The sequence below is a fragment of the Cyanobacteria bacterium GSL.Bin1 genome, assembly GCA_009909085.1.
Taxonomy (GTDB): Bacteria; Cyanobacteriota; Cyanobacteriia; order Cyanobacteriales; family Rubidibacteraceae; genus Halothece.
Window position 1 is genome coordinate 17,844 of the sequence record JAAANX010000051.1, and the last position, 18,656, is coordinate 36,499.

Here is an 18,656-nt window from a genome sequence, read left to right on the forward strand (position 1 = left end):
GTGTTGAGGAGAAAAAATGCTTGCCAGAATTTGGAGTGCAGCCATTGTTGGGATTGATGCTGTCAAAGTGGGGGCAGAAGTTGATGTTTCAGGGGGATTGCCTGGAATTGTTGTGGTTGGGCTTCCGGATACAGCAGTCCAAGAATCGCGGGAACGGGTGAAAGCCGCACTCAAAAACTCCGGATTTGCCTTTCCCATGCGCAAGATTGTTATTAACCTCACCCCTGCGGATCTAAGGAAAGAAGGTCCCAGTTTCGATTTACCGATTAGCGTTGGCATCTTAGCCGCTTCTGAACAAGTGGATGGGGGGTTATTAGGGGATTACTTATTTTTAGGAGAAGTTTCCCTTGATGGCAGTTTACGTCCCATTGCTGGCGTTTTACCCATTGCTGCTACCGCCAAAAAAATGGGAATGGCAGGAATAGTTTTACCCGCAGATAATGCCCAAGAAGCAGCGGTAGTCGAAGGGTTAGCGGTGTATGGGTTTCAACATCTTTCTGAAGTCGCGCAATTTCTTAACCAACCGGAAAACTATCAACCGGTAAAACTGGATCCCAAAGCAGAATGGGGCACTTCCACTCTCACTTGTCCCGATTTAAAGGATGTCAAAGGACAAGCCCACGCCCGTCGCGCTTTGGAAATTGCTGCCTCTGGCGGGCACAATTTAATCTTAGTGGGTCCCCCGGGGAGTGGCAAAACCATGTTAGCGAAACGGTTACCAGGTATTTTACCGCCACTGTCTTTTGCCGAAGCCTTAGAAGTCTCGCAGATTTACTCGGTCGCGGGTTTTTTGAAAAATCGGGGATCACTTGTTACGGAACGTCCTTTTCGCAGTCCCCACCATTCTGCCTCGGGACCTGCGCTGGTGGGAGGAGGGAGTTTCCCGCGTCCCGGTGAAATTTCTTTAGCGCATAAGGGCATCCTTTATCTTGATGAACTAACCGAATTTAAACGTAATGTTCTGGAGTTTCTCCGGCAACCTTTAGAAGATGGATCAGTCAGTGTCTCTCGTACTCGCCAATCAGTGGTATTTCCAGCAGGATTTACCTTAATTGCTAGTACCAATCCCTGTCCCTGCGGCTATTATGGCGATCCCATTCAACCCTGTAGTTGTTCAGCCTATGTCAGGGAAAAATATTGGGCAAAGCTATCAGGACCGTTGATGGATCGCATTGATTTACAGGTGACGGTCAATCGTCTGAAACCAGAGGAAATGACAAAACAAGAAACCGGAGAACCTTCAGCAGTGATTCGCAAACGAGTCATTACAGCCCGAGAAAAGGCGCGCGATCGCTTTCAAGAAGAAGGAAATATCAGTCATAATGCACAAATGCAAAGTCAACAATTACGGAAATATTGCCAACTTGATGACACCAGCCGCACCTTATTAGAAAATGCGATTCGGAAGTTAGGCTTGTCTGCCAGAGCAATGGATCGGATTTTAAAAGTGGCTCGTACCATTGCTGATCTCGCAGATGCCGAAAGCATCGAACCCTCTCATATTGCCGAAGCAATTCAATATCGGGCGCTCGATCGCGCTTAAGCAATTAATAATTAATAATGAGATTTATAGTCATAAATTCCTGATTCCAAAATGACTAATGACCAATAACTAATGACTAACGATAAGTTTCATGTCAATCGCACTAACGCTTGGTATTTTAATTTTTGCTCTCATTTGCTTTGCGACCGAATGGTTTCCGGTTGATTTCACTGCGCTGATCGTTGCCATTTTACTGATGCTATTTGGCATTGTTACCCCAGAAGAAGGCATTTCTGGATTTAGTAACCCAGCAACCATTACGGTTATGGCGATGTTTATTCTCAGTGCTGGCATTTCTCGTACTGGGGCAATTCAAGTAGTAGGTGATTGGTTATTAAAATGGGGCGGCAAAACCACTCATCAACAAACTTTTATTATGGGCGGTGTTGTGGGTGGTATTACTGCGTTTATTAATAATACTGCTGTAGTTGCTGTCTTTCTCCCCATTATTGAAGATTGGTGCAAGAAGCAAAAAATTCCAGTTTCTCGGATGTTAATGCCCCTTTCTTTTGCCACAATTTTGGGGGGAACTATCACTTTAATTGGGACATCCACAAATCTTTTAGCTAGCAGTATTTCTGAGCAATTGGGGTATGGATCGTTCGGTTTATTTCAATTTACAGAAGCGGGATTGATTAAGTTTTTAATTGGTCTTTTGTATATTTCAATGACATCTTACTGGCTACTTCCGAATCGGACACCAGTCAATAATGGATCTTACGCTAAAACTTATGAATTAAAAGATTATGTCAGCGAATTAGTGATTTCTCCTCGCTCGAATTTAATTAAACAAACTTTACGTTCCAGTGAAATTCAACGCAAATTTGATATTGATGTTTTAGAAGTTATTCGGGATGGAATTCATTTTTCACAACCGCTTGCGGATAAAGTTTTAAGTGCGGGTGATATTTTATTAGTGCGAGGTACCAAAGAAGAACTGTTACGAATTCGAGATGAAAGAGGATTAGATATTCTCCCGGATGTGAAATTCCAAGATGATAATGTGGCATCACAACTCACGGATAATGAAGAAGGCGTTGCAGAAATTTTGATTCTTTCTAACTCTCGTTTAGTGGGTTCAACCTTGAAAGATTTACGCTTTCGCCAACGGTATAATGCAACGGTACTTGCCATTCGTCGCGGGGAAGAAGTTTTACATGATCGCCTGGGACAAGTACCTTTACGATTTGGGGATTTATTATTAGTGCAAGGGCCGCGAGAGAGTTTATCAGGCTTTCAAACCACGCGAGAATTATTAGTTATTGAACAAGGAAATCGCGAAGGCTTACGCTTAGATAAAGCCCCCATCGCGATCGCGATTGGTTTGGCTGTAGTTGCGCTGGCTGCCTTTAATGTTACCCCGATTTTAGTCAGTGCTTTAGTGGGAGTTGCGCTGATGGTTCTCACTGGTTGTCTCAAACCAGGAGAAATTTATGGGGCAATTCGATGGGATGTTATTTTTTTACTGGCAGGATTAATTCCGATGGGAATTGCTATGGAAAAATCGGGCGCTACGGATTGGCTAGCCGATAAAATTCTCATCGTTGGTAATAATTTTTCTGGGTTTTGGGTCTTAATTTTCTTTTATTTTGTCACAACCATCCTCACAGAAATTCTTTCTAATAATGCCTCTGTCATTTTGATGATTCCGATTGCGGTTAAAGTTGCCGAATCGTTAACGTTGAATCCCTTTGCCATTATGTTTACGGTAACGTTTGCTGCCTCCAATAGTTTTATGACTCCCATTGGTTATCAGACAAACACCATGGTGTATAGTCCCGGTGGCTATCGCTTTCGAGACTTTACTCGCTTTGGCGCTCCCTTGAGTATTTTGCAAGGAATTATTACGCCGTTTTTAGTGATTTGGCTATATGGATTATAAGCAGTGACCCGTGACTAACAAGAGAGTTTTGGCACAACTTTAACGCCAAATTCATTTTCAAATATGATTTTTTTATCATCTAAATTCCATAGTTCTAACGCACAATCATCTTGAACATCTTTCGGAAATAACTGCAAAATCAATTCTTTTTCTTCTTCTTGATAATGACAATAAACGGCTGTAATTGCCCCAATTTGTCGCCGATCTAAAGCAACCGCTAAGCGGAGAATGGCACTGACTTCACTCACCATTTTTTTCGTTGTTTTATCGGGAAGATTTTGAAAGTTGCTATGTTTTTTCTTCGGTTTACTTTTACGGTGATAGCGAGCAATATTGGCAATAATTTCGAGTTCGTTTTCCGTAAACCCAAGTAATTCTGCATGACGGATTAAATAGTAAGAATGTTTATGATGCGCCGCATGACTGACATAAAATCCACAGTTATGTAAAATTGCGGCAACCCAGAGTAATTCTCGCTCTTGGCTCCCCCAATTGTGCAGTTGTCCTTGAGTTTGATCAAAAATATTGAGGCAAAAATTGGCGATGCGTTGACTGGAATCGAGGTCAACTTTGTATTTCTGAGCAATATTAATCACGCTGCGATCGCGCACTGAACTTTGATACCGCAGCCGATTTTCAATCAAACTATGGGTCAGCATCCAATCGACAATTAAGCCTTCTCGCAATGCCCGCTCACAGATTGTAATTTCTTTCACCTCCAACATCTTCATTGTTTCTAGCAAAATCATTGCTCCCGGTACAATAATTTCTGCCCGTCGCCCCGACATTCCGGGTAAATTGGCACGTTCCTTTAGATCAGAAGAGGCAAGTAATTTCACAATCTCTTCGAGATCTTTGGTGCTAAACGTGTATCCTTGTAAGGGGTTGGGCGTGGTATTGAGTTTCTCTTGAGCGTGAACGTTAGCTAAACATTCAATGGTTCCCGAGGTGCCCACTAAGGTGATTAACTCTTCGGGCGCTAACTGGGCTTTGAGTTCTTCCACCGGGCGTTCCATACGACCCCGAATATAAGCTTGTAAAAACTTCAATTCCTTGTTACTGACTGGATCAGTTGTGATAAACTCTCCAGCCAGGCGCACTGCCCCTACCTTGGTACTACTTAAAGATCGCGGTTCATGCCCATTCCCTAGAATTAACTCCGTGGAACCGCCGCCAATATCAATAATGACATGGGGCTTTTCATTAAACTCCATTGCCGATAACACGCCTAAATAAATGCGTCGCGCTTCTTCTTGTCCAGAAATGAGGTTAATCGTGAGTCCCAAATGTTCTCGGACATTTTTAATAAACTCGCGACCATTGGGGGCTTCTCGCACCGCACTAGTGGCAACAGCGACAATTTCTTCGGCTTGGAAACTGTGAGCTAAATCTTGACCCCGTTGCAAAGCTGACATCGCCCGTTCCATTGCTTCTGGTGTCAGACGACCGGTTGCAGGATCGCGATCGCCCAACCTGGCCGTATCTTTTTCTCGGGCAATAATATTAAACGCTGGCAGAGACGGTTCAATCTTCACGATCACCATGTGGATCGAGTTCGTTCCAATATCAATCGCGGCAATGACGCGTTCTTGCTTCGGATGATTCTTTTGAGAATTCAGGCTTTCCGTTTCAATCGGATAAATCGTATTAACCATTCTGTGTAGTTGGTGTGTTTTCGTCAGTTAAGAAAATGGATTAATAATTTTCAAATGATCAACGATGATCAGTCCGTTTTGCATATCCTCAGAATAAAGATACTGTACTTCTGCATCTAAAGCACACGCCACAATTAAACTATCCCAATAGGAAAAACAGTAATTCTGACGCAACTGGGAGGACTGAACTAGTATTTTATAACTAATTTGAATAACAATGCAGCGACGATAAAAATCTTTAATGAGTTCTTGTATTTCCGCTTCCTCAAAGGAAGTCTTTTTTATCAAGTTGACGCAAACTTCATTAATAACTTGGGTACTTAAAACCACTTGCTCTTGAAGAATAAGCTGATCAGCAATATCTTTCTTTTCACTCGTTTTTTCAGATTGTAAAAAGCTATAAAGCCAGATATTTGTATCCAGAAAAATCAGATCAGTATCTTTCATGTACTTCTTCACGACTCATGGGAGTAAAACTTTCGACACGAAGCGGTGTTTTAAGTAAGTGATTAATCATCCCTTCACCATGATTAGAGCTCAATTTTGGTGTGACTTTATTTCTTGTTTGATTAAAGTGATAGGATTCAAGGATTGATTCTATTTTTTGAAATTCAGAAATAGATATTTGAACTGCAATAGGATTATTATTTTTGTCAAATACATATTTTTTTTCAATTTCTAGCATTTGACTGCTCTCCATATTTCTCAATGATTTGTCTCAATTACAATATAGCAGTGTACCAGTCTCTATCTGATTTGCTGCTATAACCTAGAAGAAAAGCAGTTCATCAGGCAAATTTAGTTTATTGGATTATGGTGCAAGACTACCAACACCCCTCAACCTGGGAAGCAATTATAAGGCTTTTGCGTTGGGATAAACCAACGGGACGATTAATTTTAATGGTTCCGGCTTTATGGGCAGTGTTTCTCGCTGCAAAGGGATTACCGCCCTTGCCCTTAGTGACAATTATCATTTTAGGTAGTTTAACCACTTCGGCTGCCGGTTGTGTGGTTAATGACCTCTGGGATCGCAATCTGGATCCGCAAGTGGAACGAACCCGTACGCGTCCTCTTGCTTCTCGGGAATTATCGATCAAAGTCGGTATTATCGTTGCGATTGCTGCTTTTGCTTGTGCGGCAGGACTAGCGTTTTATCTGAATCAGGTGAGCTTTTTCTTATCCATCCTTGCTGTTCCCGTCATTATCTGCTACCCGCTTGCAAAGCGCGTTTTTCCAGTTCCCCAACTTGTGCTTTCTATTGCATGGGGCTTTGCCGTTTTAATTAGTTGGACAGCCATTACCTGTGATGGTTACTCAGAAGTACCGTGGAATTTTACCGCTTGTATCGGACAAGACACCTGGTTACTCTGGGGCGCAACCGTTTTATGGACGTTGGGGTTTGATACGGTTTACGCAATGGCCGATCGCGAAGATGATCGCAAAATTGGTATTCGTTCTAGTGCCTTGTTTTTTGGGAAATATGCCCCAGAAGCGGTGGGACTCTTTTTCTTAGGGACCGCAGGCGCTTTGGCTGCTCTCGCCTTGACTCGTGACCTCCAAATCACCTTTTGGCTGGCTTGGATAATTGCCGTTTGCGGTTGGTCTTGGCAATACTATCAATTACGTCAACCTCAACTTCCAGCTACCTTGTACAGCACCATTTTCCGCCAGAATGTCGGGTTGGGCTTTATTTTATTAGCGGGGATGATTAGTGGGTCGTTGCTATAACCGTGACCCGTTAGCAAGTTACCAACTTTTTCTGATTTCCTTCTCTTCCTCTCAACAAACAATTCGGGGGCAGACCATCAATCTACCCCCGACTCGGCTTATAGAGAAGCCATAACTTCATCCGCAGCTTTTAAAGTTTGATTGATATCTTCATCTGTGTGAGCCAGGGAAGTAAACCCAGCTTCAAACTGGGAAGGCGCTAAATAAATACCACGCTCTAACATACCCCGATGATAACGACTGAATTTGTCTAAATCAGAGGTTTTAGCATCTTCAAAGCTGTGGACCTCGCGCTCAGTAAAGAAAACCCCAAACATAGCACTAATTTGACCAATATGAGTCGCATGACCCTGTTTTTTGGCAATGTCTTTTAAACCATCAGTGAGCTTTTTCGTCATCTGATCGAGCTGCTCATAAACCCCAGGACGTTGCAAGAGTTCTAAGGTTTTAATGCCAGCTGTCATCGCAAGGGGATTTCCGGATAAGGTTCCCGCTTGATACATGGGACCTGCTGGTGCGACTACTTCCATAATCTCTTTGCGTCCACCGTAAGCACCAACGGGTAATCCGCCCCCGATAATTTTACCGAGAGTAGTGAGGTCAGGGGTAACGCCAAATTTTTCTTGTGCGCCACCATAACTGATCCGGAACCCGGTCATCACTTCATCAAATACCAGGAGTGCGCCGTTATCAGAGGTGAGTTCCCGTAACCCTTCTAGAAAGCCAGCATCAGGGGCAACAAAGCCAGAATTGCCAACAACCGGCTCTAAAATCACTCCCGCAATTTCTCCAGGGTTGTCCGCAAAGAGTTTTTTCACGGCTTCGAGGTCATTGTAGGGGGCGGCTAGGGTATTGCTAGTAGCCGCTTTCGGAACCCCAGGAGAATCGGGTAACCCCAAAGTCGCTACACCAGAACCGGCTTGAACCAAAAACATATCGCCGCTACCGTGATAGCACCCTTGGAATTTAATGACTTTATCCCGTCCGGTATAGGCTCGCATCAGGCGCAACGTTGCCATACAGGCTTCAGTTCCGGAGTTAACAAAACGCACCATTTCAATGCTCGGAACCGCGTTAATCACCATCTCAGCCAATACATTTTCTTGGACACAAGGTGCCCCAAAACTGGTTCCTTTATCGAGGGTTTCGTGGAGAGCTTTAATCACTTCTGGGTGAGCGTGACCGCAAATCGCCGGTCCCCAAGTGCCAACATAATCAATGTATTCGTTACCGTCCACATCCCAAGCCCGAGACCCTTTAACTTTATCGAAAACGATGGGTTGTCCGCCGACCGAACTAAAGGCCCGAACCGGCGAACTAACGCCACCGGGCATCAGTTGCTTAGCAGTGCTAAAGATTTCTTCTGATTGTGTCGTATTAAAAGCTGTTGTTGAGGTCAAGAGATTACTCCTTATCTTATAGCCGAATTTAATGATCACCCTCTCTTTTAGAGGGATGAAATTACTATTTTCTCCCACTTTGACAAAGTTAGTGGCAGATTAACCAAATTTGATCTTAATTAAGCAGCATCGGAGATGTCTCGAGAATAAAGAAAATTTAATCCTGAGGAATTGAATTTATTTTACAAAAGTTTACAAATTTAAAGTTATTGCTCTCTTATATGTCAAGAAATATTACAAAATGTCTCTTGTTTTTTGTCAAATTATGTCGAATTGAGGGGAATTCCTGTGCTGAGTGGCAATTTTTTGATACAAAACACAAGTGGGTACTGCAATTGGAAGGGCTAATCCCGAATTGCAAACCTTGAATTCAGTCCGAAGAAGTCATTGCTCATTGAAGGAGAAAGTGTGAATGTTCACTAACGTCAAGTCCACCATTCGCCACATTGAACCGGATACGATTGGGGATCGTTCTTTGGTTAAGGTGGTCTATGTCGTGCTTGAGCCTCAATACCAGAGCGCCCTCTCAGCATCAGTCCGCTCGATTAATGCTAATAATCCCAATGTCGCGATCGAGATTAGCGGTTATTTAATCGAAGAACTTCGTGATCCAGAAAATTACGAAGCGTTCAAGAGTGATGTGGCTCAAGCCAACTTGTTTATTGGTTCATTAATTTTTATTGAAGATTTAGCAGATAAAGTGGTTGCGGCGGTGGAACCGCATCGCGAAAACTTAGATGCTGCGATTGTATTTCCCTCCATGCCCCAAGTAATGCGCCTGAATAAATTGGGCAGTTTCTCGATGGCGCAACTGGGACAAAGCAAAAGCGCGATCGCGCAATTTATGCGCAAACGTAAGGAAAAGCAGGGGGCTTCGTTCCAAGATGGGATGTTAAAACTCTTGCAAACCTTACCGAAAGTTTTAAAATACCTGCCTTTAGATAAAGCCCAAGATGCCCGCAACTTTATGTTGTCCTTTCAGTATTGGTTAGGGGGGTCTCAAGATAACTTAGAGAACTTCTTACTGATGCTGACGGATAAATATGTTTTAGAAACAGAAAATAAAGACGAAGAAGTCAAATATTCTGAGCCCGTTGTTTACCCTGATATGGGAATTTGGCATCCCCTCGCCCCAAAAATGTTTGAGGATGTCAAAGAGTATCTCAGTTGGTACAACAGCCGAACCGATATCAAAGATGACCTCAAAGATCCATTAACCCCTTGCATTGGGTTAGTTCTCCAGCGCACGCACTTGATTACCAGTGATGATGCCCATTATGTGGCTGTGGTTTCTGAATTGGAAGCCATGGGCGCAAGAGTGATTCCCATTTTTGCCGGTGGACTCGATTTCTCGAAACCCGTTGATGAATTTTTCTGGGATACAGCAGCGAAAGGGGTCGAAGCATTACCGATTGTGGATGCTGTAGTTTCCTTAACCGGATTTGCCCTGGTTGGCGGTCCTGCCCGTCAAGACCATCCCAAAGCCATTGAATCTCTAAAACGGATTAATCGCCCTTATATGGTCGCTTTACCGCTCGTTTTCCAAACCACCGAAGAATGGGAAGAAAGTGAGTTAGGCTTGCATCCCGTACAAGTGGCGTTGCAAATTGCCATTCCTGAACTCGATGGCGGTATTGAACCGATTATTCTCTCCGGACGCGATGGGGCAACCGGTCGCGCGATCGCGCTGCAAGACCGGGTGGAAATGATTGCCCAACGCGCCATGAAATGGGCAAAATTACGCCGTAAACCCAAACTAGACAAAAAAGTTGCCATCACCGTCTTCAGCTTCCCTCCTGACAAAGGAAACGTCGGAACAGCAGCCTATCTCGATGTCTTTGGCAGCATCTACGAAGTCTTACAAGGACTCCGTAACAACGGCTACGACGTGGGAGAATTACCTGAATCCCCGAAAGAACTCATGGAATTGGTATTGCACGATGCACAAGCCCAGTATGCCAGCCCTGAGTTAAACATTGCTTATCGGATGTCCGTTCCCGAATACGAACGACTCACCCCCTACTCCGAAAATCTCCATGAAAACTGGGGTCCACCACCAGGAGAACTCAACAGCGATGGTGAGAACCTCCTCATTTACGGGAAACACTTCGGAAACGTCTTTATTGGTGTACAACCCACCTTTGGCTACGAAGGCGACCCGATGCGTCTCCTCTTCTCTCGTTCCGCCTCTCCTCACCACGGCTTTGCTGCGTACTACACCTACTTAGAAAAAGTTTGGGGTGCCGATGCCGTGCTACACTTCGGAACTCACGGATCTCTGGAGTTTATGCCTGGTAAACAAATGGGAATGTCTGGAGATTGCTATCCCGACAGTCTCATTGGCAGCATTCCGAACCTCTATTACTACGCAGCGAATAACCCCAGTGAGGCAACGATCGCGAAACGCCGCAGTTACGCCGAAACCATTTCCTATCTCACACCACCAGCAGAAAATGCGGGACTCTACAAAGGACTGCAAGAACTGCAAGACTTGATCGGGTCGTATCAGAACCTGAAAGATAATGGTCGCGCGATTCAAATTGTCAATACCATCATGGATCAAGCGCGGATTGTCAATCTGGATAAAGATGTCGATATCCCTGACAAAGATGCAAGTGAAATGAGTCCCGAAGAACGGGATACGCTGGTGGGCTTGCTGTACAAGCAGCTAATGGAAATTTCTTCTCGTCTGTTGCCCTGTGGTTTGCACGTCATTGGACAACCCCCAAGCGCAGAAGAAGCCATTGCGACCTTAGTTAATATTGCCTCGCTCGATCGCGAAGAAGAAGAAATTCAAGGCTTACCCCGCACCATCGCCGAAAGTATCGGACGGGATCTCGATGAAATTTACCGCAATAACGACAAAGGCGTTTTAGCTGATGTCCAACTGTTGCAAGAAATCAACAGTGCGGTTCAAGATGCTGTTGCTGCTTTGGTTCACGCCCAAGCCGATGCCAACGGACGAGTCTCGCAAGTTTCCAAACTGAACTTCTTCAACATGGGCAAAAAAGAACCTTGGGTCAAAGCCCTCCATGACCTCGGCTATACCAAAGTGGATCGCGAGAAAATGAAGCCCTTGTTTGAATATCTCGAATTCTGCTTACAACAAGTGGTTGCCGATAACGAACTCGGTGGACTCTTGCGCGGGTTAGAAGGGGAATATATCTTACCTGGACCCGGTGGTGATCCCATTCGTAATCCCAATGTTCTGCCGACGGGGAAAAATATCCACGCCCTTGATCCCCAGTCCATTCCCACCGCAGCCGCCGTTCAATCAGCAAAAGTGGTTGTTGATCGCCTCTTAGACCGTCACCGTGCAGAAAATGGGGGTGAACTCCCGGAAACCATTGCCTCTGTGCTTTGGGGAACCGATAACATCAAAACCTACGGCGAATCTCTCGCCCAAATTCTCTGCTTAATCGGGGTGAAACCCGTTCCCGACTCCTTGGGACGGATTAACAAACTCGAACTCATCCCCTTAGAAGAACTGGGTCGTCCCCGCATCGACGTGGTTGTCAACTGTTCCGGTGTCTTCCGTGACCTGTTCATTAACCAAATGGCACTGTTAGACCAAGGGGTGAAAATGGCAGCAGAAGCCGACGAACCCCCAGAAATGAACTTTGTCCGTAAGCACGCCATGCAGCAGGCAGAAGAAAACGGTATTAATCTCCGTCAAGCCGCTACTCGCATCTTCTCCAATGCGTCCGGTTCTTATGCCTCGAACGTCAACTTAGCCGTTGAAAACAGTTCTTGGGAAGACGAGTCTGAGTTACGGGATATGTATCTCAATCGGAAATCCTTCGCTTTTGATGCGGATAACCCTGGCATTATGCAGGAAAACCGCAAGATTTTTGAATCGGCACTGAAAACAGCCGATGTCACCTATCAAAACTTGGACTCTTCCGAAATCAGTCTCAGCGACGTTTCCCACTATTTTGATTCTGACCCCACCAAAGTAGTTAGCAGTCTGCGGGAAGATGGCAAACAACCCGCAGCTTACATCGCTGATACCACCACGGCTAATGCCCAAGTCCGTAGCCTCTCCGAAACAGTGCGCCTAGATGCGCGGACGAAAATGCTGAACCCGAAATGGTATGAGGGAATGCTGAGTCATGGTTATGAAGGCGTGCGCGAATTATCCAAGCGTCTCGTTAATACCATGGGCTGGAGTGCAACGGCTGGTGCAGTAGATAATTGGGTGTATGAAGATACCAACGAAACCTTTATCAAAGATAAGGAAATGCAGGAACGGTTGTTAAACCTGAACCCCAATTCTTTCCGCCGGATGGTGACGACCCTGTTGGAAGCTAACGGACGGGGCTATTGGGAAACCAGCGAAGAAAACCTCGATCGCCTGCGCGAATTATATCAGGAGGCAGAAGACCGCATCGAAGGGATTGACTAAACGTGGGATTAATTTGATTTAATTCCTGGTAAACCGATACCGTTTGTAGAGACGTTCCCTGGAACGCCTCTACATTCATTTGTGGTAAAACCAACCAACGAAATATTGGGAGTTGCCTTTGATTCCTCCGCAGGCTTTGAGCTACCGAAGGGGGTGATTCTTGCAGCTGATGCGTCTCGGGGTGAGGCGCGATCACCCTACGGAAATTCCGCTAAGTTAGCTCGCCTGCCATAATACTTAATCATCAAAGAGATCGTCATCAAACTCTGCTTTCAGTTCTCTCGCCATCAGGGCTTGTACCGCTTGCTGAGCGGTTGATTTTCCTTTCAAGAGGCGATACACTTGTGCCGAAATCGGGACAGGGATGCCTTCCTTTCGAGCTAAACGGACAAGCACTTGTGTGGTGTTGACCCCTTCTGCTGTTCCTTCTAAGTGATCTAGGATTTCATCCAGAGTCTTGCCTTGGGCTAGACCATACCCCACTTGATAGTTACGCGATAAGGGACTATCGCAAGTGGCAAGCAAGTCCCCTAAGCCGGATAAACCAAAGAAGGTTTCTGTGGATGCACCAAGGGTAGTACCAATGCGGATCATTTCCGGAAGGGCGCGGGTAAGAAGGGCGGCTTTCGCGTTCGTCCCTAAATTTAAGCCATCACAGACTCCAGCAGCGATCGCGATGACATTTTTCAGCGTTCCCCCTAATTCTGTCCCAATCGGATCCGGATTAATATAAACGCGGAATGTCTCACAAGCGAACATTTCCTGGGCTGCTGCTGCTGCTGCTTCATCTTCACTTGCCATGACAGTTGCTGCAGGAAGATTTTGCTGAATTTCTTTGGCCAAGTTGGGACCGGATAAAACGACCACAGGATGATCGGGGAACGCTTCTTGCCAGAGTTGAGAGGGGGTATGGGTGGTTTCAGGATCTAACCCTTTAGTGGCGGTGACAATGATGGCGTGTTCGGGAATGCCAATTGTTTTGACCCGATCAATAATTGAAGTAACACCTTTCATGGAAATGGCAGAGAGGATAATTTCTGCGTCTTGAATCACCGATTCTAGGCTTTCTTCACTCCGTCTTGACCATAAGCGCACATGATGATCACTGCGTTCGGCGACATCGGCTAAGGTGGATCCCCAAGCCCCAGCCCCGAGAACCGTGGTAATTTTTTGGGGCGTTTCTTCAGTTCCTGTAAAATGATTCGGTTGCGATTTTGTATTAACCATTGGTTTAATAATTAATCATTGATTCGTCTTAATTAATGACCGGTAAACGCCTGTTATCCTGATTATATAGTTGATGTCTCTGTGAACAACAAATAACGAATGACAAACAATAAATAACAAAGTAATGTCTTATCGTAATCCAGTCCCCACTGTTGATATTATTATTGAATTGCGCAATCGCGCTCATCGACCGATCGTCTTAATTGAGCGAAAAAATCCCCCTTTCGGTTGGGCAATTCCCGGGGGATTTGTCGATTATGGCGAATCAGTAGAAACGGCAGCTAAACGCGAAGCCAAAGAAGAAACAGGCTTAAACATTGAACTCATTGAACAGTTTCAAGTCTATTCCGATCCGCAGCGGGACCGCCGCAAACACACGATTAGCATTGTGTTTCTTGCCAGCGCGATCGGCACGCCACAAGCCGATGATGATGCTAAAAATTTGGACGTTTTTTACCGGTGGGAACTGCCAGAAAACCTATGTTTTGACCACCACAAAATTCTGACAGATTACCGTCATTATCGAGATTATGGTTGGCGTCCCAACTTAATGGGTTCTTCAATGGGGGAATAAGCTTGATAGTCGATATTAGGGAAAATATTATCGATTTTTTCCACTTTTTCTAACCAAGCGCGATCAATTGTCTCGCCAATAATTTCATCATAGAGTTTATTAAACCGTCTAAGATGTGATCGCGTTCGGCGCACGGCATAAGGCACCATGGTTCCAGTGCGCATAATAAACGCCCAATCAGAAGACTGCGCTAGCAATAACTCTCTTGCTGCTTGATTCAACGCCCGTTCTTCCCACTCATTTTGCGCTTGACGCTGACTCAATTCAATCATCCGTTCCGTTGCTTCGTGTAAATGGGGATAGATCCAAGCATTTGCTTCATTGACCCAATATTCATGGAAACCTTTGTAGCCCCAACTCGACTGCGAGGGTTTACACACCTGTTGCACTGGTTCCAAGCGGAGATACTCCGCCAAATGCACCATCTGATAAGTTCCTTGGTCGTACCACGATTTACGAATCAAATAATCTACAAACCAAGGACCCTCATACCACCAATGACCAAATAACTCTGCATCATAGGGAGACACCACTAATGGTTGACGCTGCATAATCCCGGCTAAATGCTCAATTTGCCGTTCCCGATTAAAGACAAAATTCCCGGCGTGTTCTGCTGCTTTTTCCCTTGCCCAGTAAGGGTCATACAATTTCTTTTCTCCTAACCCGGCGGTGCGGCTGGTAATTTTATGATATTTAATCCCTGTGTTTTTCCGTTGTCCATTGGGCAGGATGTAAGGTTTAATATACTCATATTCCGCTTCCCAGCCTAAATCTTTATAAAACTCGCGATACACGGGATCACCCGGATAACCCACTTGCGAAGACCAGACCTGCTGCGATGATTCATGGTCGCGCCCAAATGCTCCCACTCCGGTTTCGGTATAAATGGGGGCATAGGTGCCATAGCGAGGACGCGGACTTGCATATAAAATACCATGTCCATCCATGAGGAAATAGCGTAATCCGGCATCGGCCATGAAACGTTCTAACCCATCATAATAAGCACATTCTGGTAGCCAAATCCCTCGGGGTTGCGACCCAAAGTTTTCTGCGTAATGTTCACAAGCAATTTTAATTTGCGCTCGTATGGCTTCCGGGTACATTTTCATTAAAGGGAGATAACCATGCGTCGCCGCCGAAGTAATAATTTCCAAGTTATTGCTATCTTGAAAGCCTTTGAACGCACTCACCAGATCGCACTGGTAATTTTCCCAAGTCCGGCGAACCCGAGCAAACTGGTTAATGTAGTGTTGTGCTAAATATTGCAGATGTCCATTATTGACATTATTTTGCAGTTCTTTTGCCGCCAATTCCTGCAATCTTGCCAGGTGACGATCATATCGTTGTTGTAAAAAGGAATCTCGTAGCATTGACACCAAAGGGGGTGTCATACTCATGGTCAGTTTAAATTCAATGCCATCTTGTTTTAACTCCTCAAACGTTTGCAAAAGAGGAATATAGGTTTCAGTTATCGCCTCAAACAACCACTCTTCCTCTAAAACATAGTCACTTTCAGGATGACGAACAAAAGGTAGGTGAGCGTGTAAAACAAGTGCAAGGTAACCAAGAGCCATAAATTAATGTTTCCCTAGACATACTTATCCTTTATTTTATAACTCTGATGGACAGAGATGTCTCTAGCCAGAAATTTTGAAACTAAATTGTTTTACAATCAAGTAAGGAAATAAAGTAAGAAAAATTACGATGGCAACTGCAAAACTGACTACTAAAGGACAAATTACGATTCCAAAAGTGATCCGAGACTATCTTCACATCGAAGCAGGAAGTGAAGTGGATTTTGTACTTGATGAAAAGGGTCAAGTTACTCTGATCCCGATTAATGTCCCCATTGAAACTCTTTCTGGAATTCTTCATCGCCCTGGAATAAAAGCAGCAACCATAGAAGAAATGGAACAATCCATTCAGGAGGGGGCAAGTGATTGGGATTGATACAAATTTACTGGTTCGTTATTTAACCAAAGATAATGAAGAGCAATGGCAAAAGGCGACTTTTATTCTCCAAAGTGGTGAAACTTGTTTTATTGCCAATATTGTTCTGTGTGAACTGGTTTGGGTTTTAAGAGGAAAGCCTTATCAATACCCGAAACAAGACATTGTCTCAACAATAGAGTCCATACTGCAAAGCCCTGCTTTCGAGTTTGAAAACCGTCCCCTTGTCTATCAGGCTTTACGGCGAACTCAGAAAGGAAAAGCAGATTTTTCGGATTATTTAGTTGGTGCAATTTGTCAAAAGGCAGGATGTGATAAAATTGCAACCTTTGATCGAAAGCTGAAAAGAGAGTCTAGTTTTGATCTGATGGATTAAAAGCGAATTTGACTGTGATGAAGATCTAAGTAGGAGTTACCCGATCGCGCTGCAAAAGATCTTTAAACCATACTAAAAAGCGATCGCGCAAGGCGGATAAGGAATAGTCTTCCTCCGCTTGTTGACGACACGCCCAACGGTCAATTTCATCAAGGCGATGAATGGCTTTGACTAACCCATCGACACTGTCCGGTTCCACTAAAAATCCGGTTTGACCATCGCGAATAATTTCCGCGGGACCGCCGCGACGATAAGAAATGACCGGTACCCCACAGGCTAAGGCTTCAATGGCGACATTGCCAAAGGCTTCCACCCAACGCGGGGTCATCAATAAGGCACGACATTGACCGATTTCTCGTTGTAAGGCAGTAGTTGATAAAAATCCGCCATATTCAATGGGGGCGTTGGGATACTGGGTGCAAATTTCATTCCAGTAGTCTTCATCTTGCATCCAGCCGAAAATCTTGAGGGGAATGCCTAATTCTTGCACGGCTGCAACGGCATCTTCTAAGCCTTTTTCCGGTGCAATGCGCCCCAACCAAACCAGAGAATCTTGACTTTCGGCACTAAACTCATATAACGATAAATCCAGACCACTACTGAGACACCGACAGGCATTAGCAAAGGGAAAGGTTTCCGCTTGGGTGTGGGTGTAAACGCCAAAACTGCCCGGAAAGCGAGTGATTGTTTTGCTCATGATCTGATCAATTGCCTCACTCATAGAACCCATACTAATAAAATGCGCGATCGGGGTCTGGAAAAAGGGGGTGAGGTAAAAGGGCAGCCAGTCATAGGCAAAGTTAACGATTAAGTCGTAGTCTGACTGCACTTCCCGGGCATACTCGCACATATTGGCTAAAACGGAGTTCTCAGGAAGTTGAATGGGTGCGTCTCTTCCCTCTCCTTGGGCTGGAATTTGTAAATTACCCGAAATCGGCGTGATGGGAATCTTGTCAAAATGGGAGCTAGTGGGGGCAAGAATATTAACCTGATGTTGGGTTTGTAATAAATCTTGAGCCAGATTTTTAATGGTTAATTCTACACCGCCGCCTTCTCCGGTTCCTAACGCGCCAACAGGAGTCGAGAGAAACAGTAAGGAAAGGGGTTCAGACGGTTGTGTCATGGCATTTTTTTGGGAAAATAATTGTGTCTAGCTGACTTTCAGGTTATTTTGAACTTGAATAACACTCAGAAAACATATTTTATTGGTAACTGATACAAGATGAAACCCCTAAATTTATTGCAGTGGACCACCCGCATTGGCGCGATCGCTGCCTTCCAAGCTGGTCTCTTTTTTATGGTAACGCCCTCTCGTCCCCTCCAAGCTGCGGTTGGCGACGAGTTTGAAATTTGTGCGGAGGAATTGCAAGAGGCAGGGCTATCTCCAGATGAAGCTTCTGCTGCTTGCGCCGATGCGCTACGTCCAAAAGATTTGTCTTTATGTGTGTTAAGTATGAACCAAGAGGTGGGTGTTCCGGCAGAGGAAGGCTTATATAATTGCTATCGCGATCGTCGCCCCTTAGAACTAGCCACTTGTGTGGTCGATATCAATGAATTTTTGGAAGCTGATGATCCCGGACTAATTGTTGAAAATTGTCGTCGCAGTATTCTCCCACTCCGTTACTCGGACTGTGTCATTGGTTTAACCAATGCAGAAGAAGCAACGATTGACCCAGTTGCAGCCTTGGAAGAGTGTATTAGCGCCGATGCATTTCCTCGTGCTTTAACGCCAATTGAACAGTAATTTTTTTTGAGTTAGTTTCAGTTAAAGGAAAGTCAAGGAAAGGGAGTCAATCTTTCATCTTTACTTCGGGGCTGGAGACCCTCAGCTCTGCTGATGGGACGGAGCTTATAAAGGGCGGAATGCGATTCCGCCCACAGCTCCTTAGGAAAGCCCCGCCTCCTAGTCGTGGTTT

At 44.9% G+C, this 18,656-nt stretch carries 15 protein-coding genes and 1 pseudogene; 9 read left to right on the forward strand and 7 right to left on the reverse strand.

The features are described 5' to 3' along the window. Nucleotides 1-16: 16 nt before the first annotated feature. On the forward strand, nt 17-1,543 hold the full coding sequence (locus GVY04_05525; protein NBD15613.1) for a YifB family Mg chelatase-like AAA ATPase: 1,527 nt from the start codon (nt 17-19) through the stop codon (nt 1,541-1,543). 91 nt (nt 1,544-1,634) lie between these two features. Beyond that, nucleotides 1,635-3,425, forward strand: a complete 1,791-nt coding sequence (locus tag GVY04_05530) for an SLC13 family permease (protein NBD15614.1) — start codon at nt 1,635-1,637, stop codon at nt 3,423-3,425. 14 nt (nt 3,426-3,439) lie between these two features. Here the strand turns inward: GVY04_05530 and GVY04_05535 are convergent, their stop codons facing one another. From GVY04_05535 to GVY04_05545, 3 genes are read right to left on the reverse strand one after another with little or no spacing between them, the layout of a single operon-like run. Next, nucleotides 3,440-5,080 carry an HD domain-containing protein gene (locus GVY04_05535; GenBank protein ID NBD15615.1) on the reverse strand — a complete coding sequence of 547 codons (1,641 nt, stop codon included), beginning with the start codon at nt 5,078-5,080 and terminating at the stop codon, nt 3,440-3,442. Nucleotides 5,081-5,107: 27 nt separating this feature from the next. Further along, a complete protein-coding gene (locus GVY04_05540) occupies nt 5,108-5,527 on the reverse strand; it encodes a PIN domain-containing protein (GenBank protein NBD15616.1) in 420 nt (139 codons plus the stop codon). Continuing rightward, nucleotides 5,514-5,765 carry a hypothetical protein gene (locus GVY04_05545; protein ID NBD15617.1) on the reverse strand — a complete coding sequence of 84 codons (252 nt, stop codon included), beginning with the start codon at nt 5,763-5,765 and terminating at the stop codon, nt 5,514-5,516. Before GVY04_05545 ends, GVY04_05540 begins: the two co-directional genes overlap by 14 nt. Nucleotides 5,766-5,893: 128 nt before the next feature. Between GVY04_05545 and GVY04_05550 the strand changes: the two genes are divergently transcribed. Then, nucleotides 5,894-6,808, forward strand: a complete 915-nt coding sequence (locus GVY04_05550) for a 4-hydroxybenzoate solanesyltransferase (GenBank protein ID NBD15618.1) — start codon at nt 5,894-5,896, stop codon at nt 6,806-6,808. Nucleotides 6,809-6,906: 98 nt separating this feature from the next. Here the strand turns inward: GVY04_05550 and hemL are convergent, their stop codons facing one another. After that, nucleotides 6,907-8,208: a glutamate-1-semialdehyde 2,1-aminomutase gene (gene hemL, locus GVY04_05555; GenBank protein ID NBD15619.1), complete on the reverse strand. Its 1,302-nt coding sequence runs from the start codon at nt 8,206-8,208 to the stop codon at nt 6,907-6,909. A gap of 412 nt (nt 8,209-8,620) precedes the next feature. Here hemL and GVY04_05560 point away from each other — a divergent pair, with 412 nt between their 5' ends. Together GVY04_05560 and GVY04_05565 are read left to right on the forward strand one after the other, a co-directional pair. Beyond that, a complete protein-coding gene (locus tag GVY04_05560) occupies nt 8,621-12,613 on the forward strand; it encodes a magnesium chelatase subunit H (protein NBD15620.1) in 3,993 nt (1,330 codons plus the stop codon). 96 nt (nt 12,614-12,709) lie between these two features. After that, a pseudogene (locus GVY04_05565) lies at nt 12,710-12,790 on the forward strand (Uma2 family endonuclease). A gap of 60 nt (nt 12,791-12,850) precedes the next feature. On the opposite strand, the gene GVY04_05570 reads toward GVY04_05565, so the two are convergent. Continuing rightward, nucleotides 12,851-13,840, reverse strand: a complete 990-nt coding sequence (locus GVY04_05570) for an NAD(P)H-dependent glycerol-3-phosphate dehydrogenase (protein ID NBD15621.1) — start codon at nt 13,838-13,840, stop codon at nt 12,851-12,853. Between the two features lie 124 nt (nt 13,841-13,964). Here GVY04_05570 and GVY04_05575 point away from each other — a divergent pair, with 124 nt between their 5' ends. Then, nucleotides 13,965-14,414 (forward strand): NUDIX domain-containing protein, encoded by a 450-nt coding sequence (locus GVY04_05575; protein ID NBD15622.1) that lies wholly within the window; start codon nt 13,965-13,967, stop codon nt 14,412-14,414. On the opposite strand, the gene GVY04_05580 is transcribed toward GVY04_05575, so the two are convergent. Then, on the reverse strand, nt 14,369-15,988 hold the full coding sequence (locus GVY04_05580; GenBank protein NBD15623.1) for a DUF1957 domain-containing protein: 1,620 nt from the start codon (nt 15,986-15,988) through the stop codon (nt 14,369-14,371). The genes GVY04_05575 and GVY04_05580 overlap by 46 nt on opposite strands. 130 nt (nt 15,989-16,118) lie before the next feature. Here GVY04_05580 and GVY04_05585 point away from each other — a divergent pair, with 130 nt between their 5' ends. Together GVY04_05585 and GVY04_05590 are read left to right on the forward strand one after the other, a co-directional pair. Next, nucleotides 16,119-16,364, forward strand: coding sequence for an AbrB/MazE/SpoVT family DNA-binding domain-containing protein (locus GVY04_05585; GenBank protein ID NBD15624.1), 246 nt, complete (start codon nt 16,119-16,121; stop codon nt 16,362-16,364). Continuing rightward, nucleotides 16,351-16,740: a PIN domain-containing protein gene (locus GVY04_05590; GenBank protein ID NBD15625.1), complete on the forward strand. Its 390-nt coding sequence runs from the start codon at nt 16,351-16,353 to the stop codon at nt 16,738-16,740. Before GVY04_05585 ends, GVY04_05590 begins: the two co-directional genes overlap by 14 nt. 25 nt (nt 16,741-16,765) lie before the next feature. Here GVY04_05590 and GVY04_05595 read toward each other — a convergent pair whose 3' ends face one another. Then, entirely contained in the window at nt 16,766-17,863 is a 1,098-nt protein-coding gene (locus GVY04_05595) for a glycosyltransferase (GenBank protein ID NBD15626.1), read from the reverse strand. Nucleotides 17,864-17,962: 99 nt separating this feature from the next. On the opposite strand from GVY04_05595, the gene GVY04_05600 reads away from it, so the two are divergent. Beyond that, a complete protein-coding gene (locus GVY04_05600; GenBank protein ID NBD15627.1) occupies nt 17,963-18,484 on the forward strand; it encodes a hypothetical protein in 522 nt (173 codons plus the stop codon). Nucleotides 18,485-18,656 lie beyond the last annotated feature (172 nt).

What these genes read in the sequence shown, in the direction of transcription:
- GVY04_05525 (NBD15613.1), top strand. Translation starts at nt 17, where the DNA reads ATGCTTGCCAGAATTTGGAGTGCAGCCATTGTTGGGATTGATGCTGTC.
- GVY04_05530 (NBD15614.1), top strand. Translation starts at nt 1,635, where the DNA reads ATGTCAATCGCACTAACGCTTGGTATTTTAATTTTTGCTCTCATTTGC.
- GVY04_05535 (NBD15615.1), bottom strand. Translation starts at nt 5,080, where the DNA reads ATGGTTAATACGATTTATCCGATTGAAACGGAAAGCCTGAATTCTCAA.
- GVY04_05540 (NBD15616.1), bottom strand. Translation starts at nt 5,527, where the DNA reads ATGAAAGATACTGATCTGATTTTTCTGGATACAAATATCTGGCTTTAT.
- GVY04_05545 (NBD15617.1), bottom strand. Translation starts at nt 5,765, where the DNA reads ATGCTAGAAATTGAAAAAAAATATGTATTTGACAAAAATAATAATCCT.
- GVY04_05550 (NBD15618.1), top strand. Translation starts at nt 5,894, where the DNA reads ATGGTGCAAGACTACCAACACCCCTCAACCTGGGAAGCAATTATAAGG.
- GVY04_05560 (NBD15620.1), top strand. Translation starts at nt 8,621, where the DNA reads ATGTTCACTAACGTCAAGTCCACCATTCGCCACATTGAACCGGATACG.
- GVY04_05570 (NBD15621.1), bottom strand. Translation starts at nt 13,840, where the DNA reads ATGGTTAATACAAAATCGCAACCGAATCATTTTACAGGAACTGAAGAA.
- GVY04_05575 (NBD15622.1), top strand. Translation starts at nt 13,965, where the DNA reads ATGTCTTATCGTAATCCAGTCCCCACTGTTGATATTATTATTGAATTG.
- GVY04_05580 (NBD15623.1), bottom strand. Translation starts at nt 15,988, where the DNA reads ATGGCTCTTGGTTACCTTGCACTTGTTTTACACGCTCACCTACCTTTT.
- GVY04_05585 (NBD15624.1), top strand. Translation starts at nt 16,119, where the DNA reads ATGGCAACTGCAAAACTGACTACTAAAGGACAAATTACGATTCCAAAA.
- GVY04_05595 (NBD15626.1), bottom strand. Translation starts at nt 17,863, where the DNA reads ATGACACAACCGTCTGAACCCCTTTCCTTACTGTTTCTCTCGACTCCT.
- GVY04_05600 (NBD15627.1), top strand. Translation starts at nt 17,963, where the DNA reads ATGAAACCCCTAAATTTATTGCAGTGGACCACCCGCATTGGCGCGATC.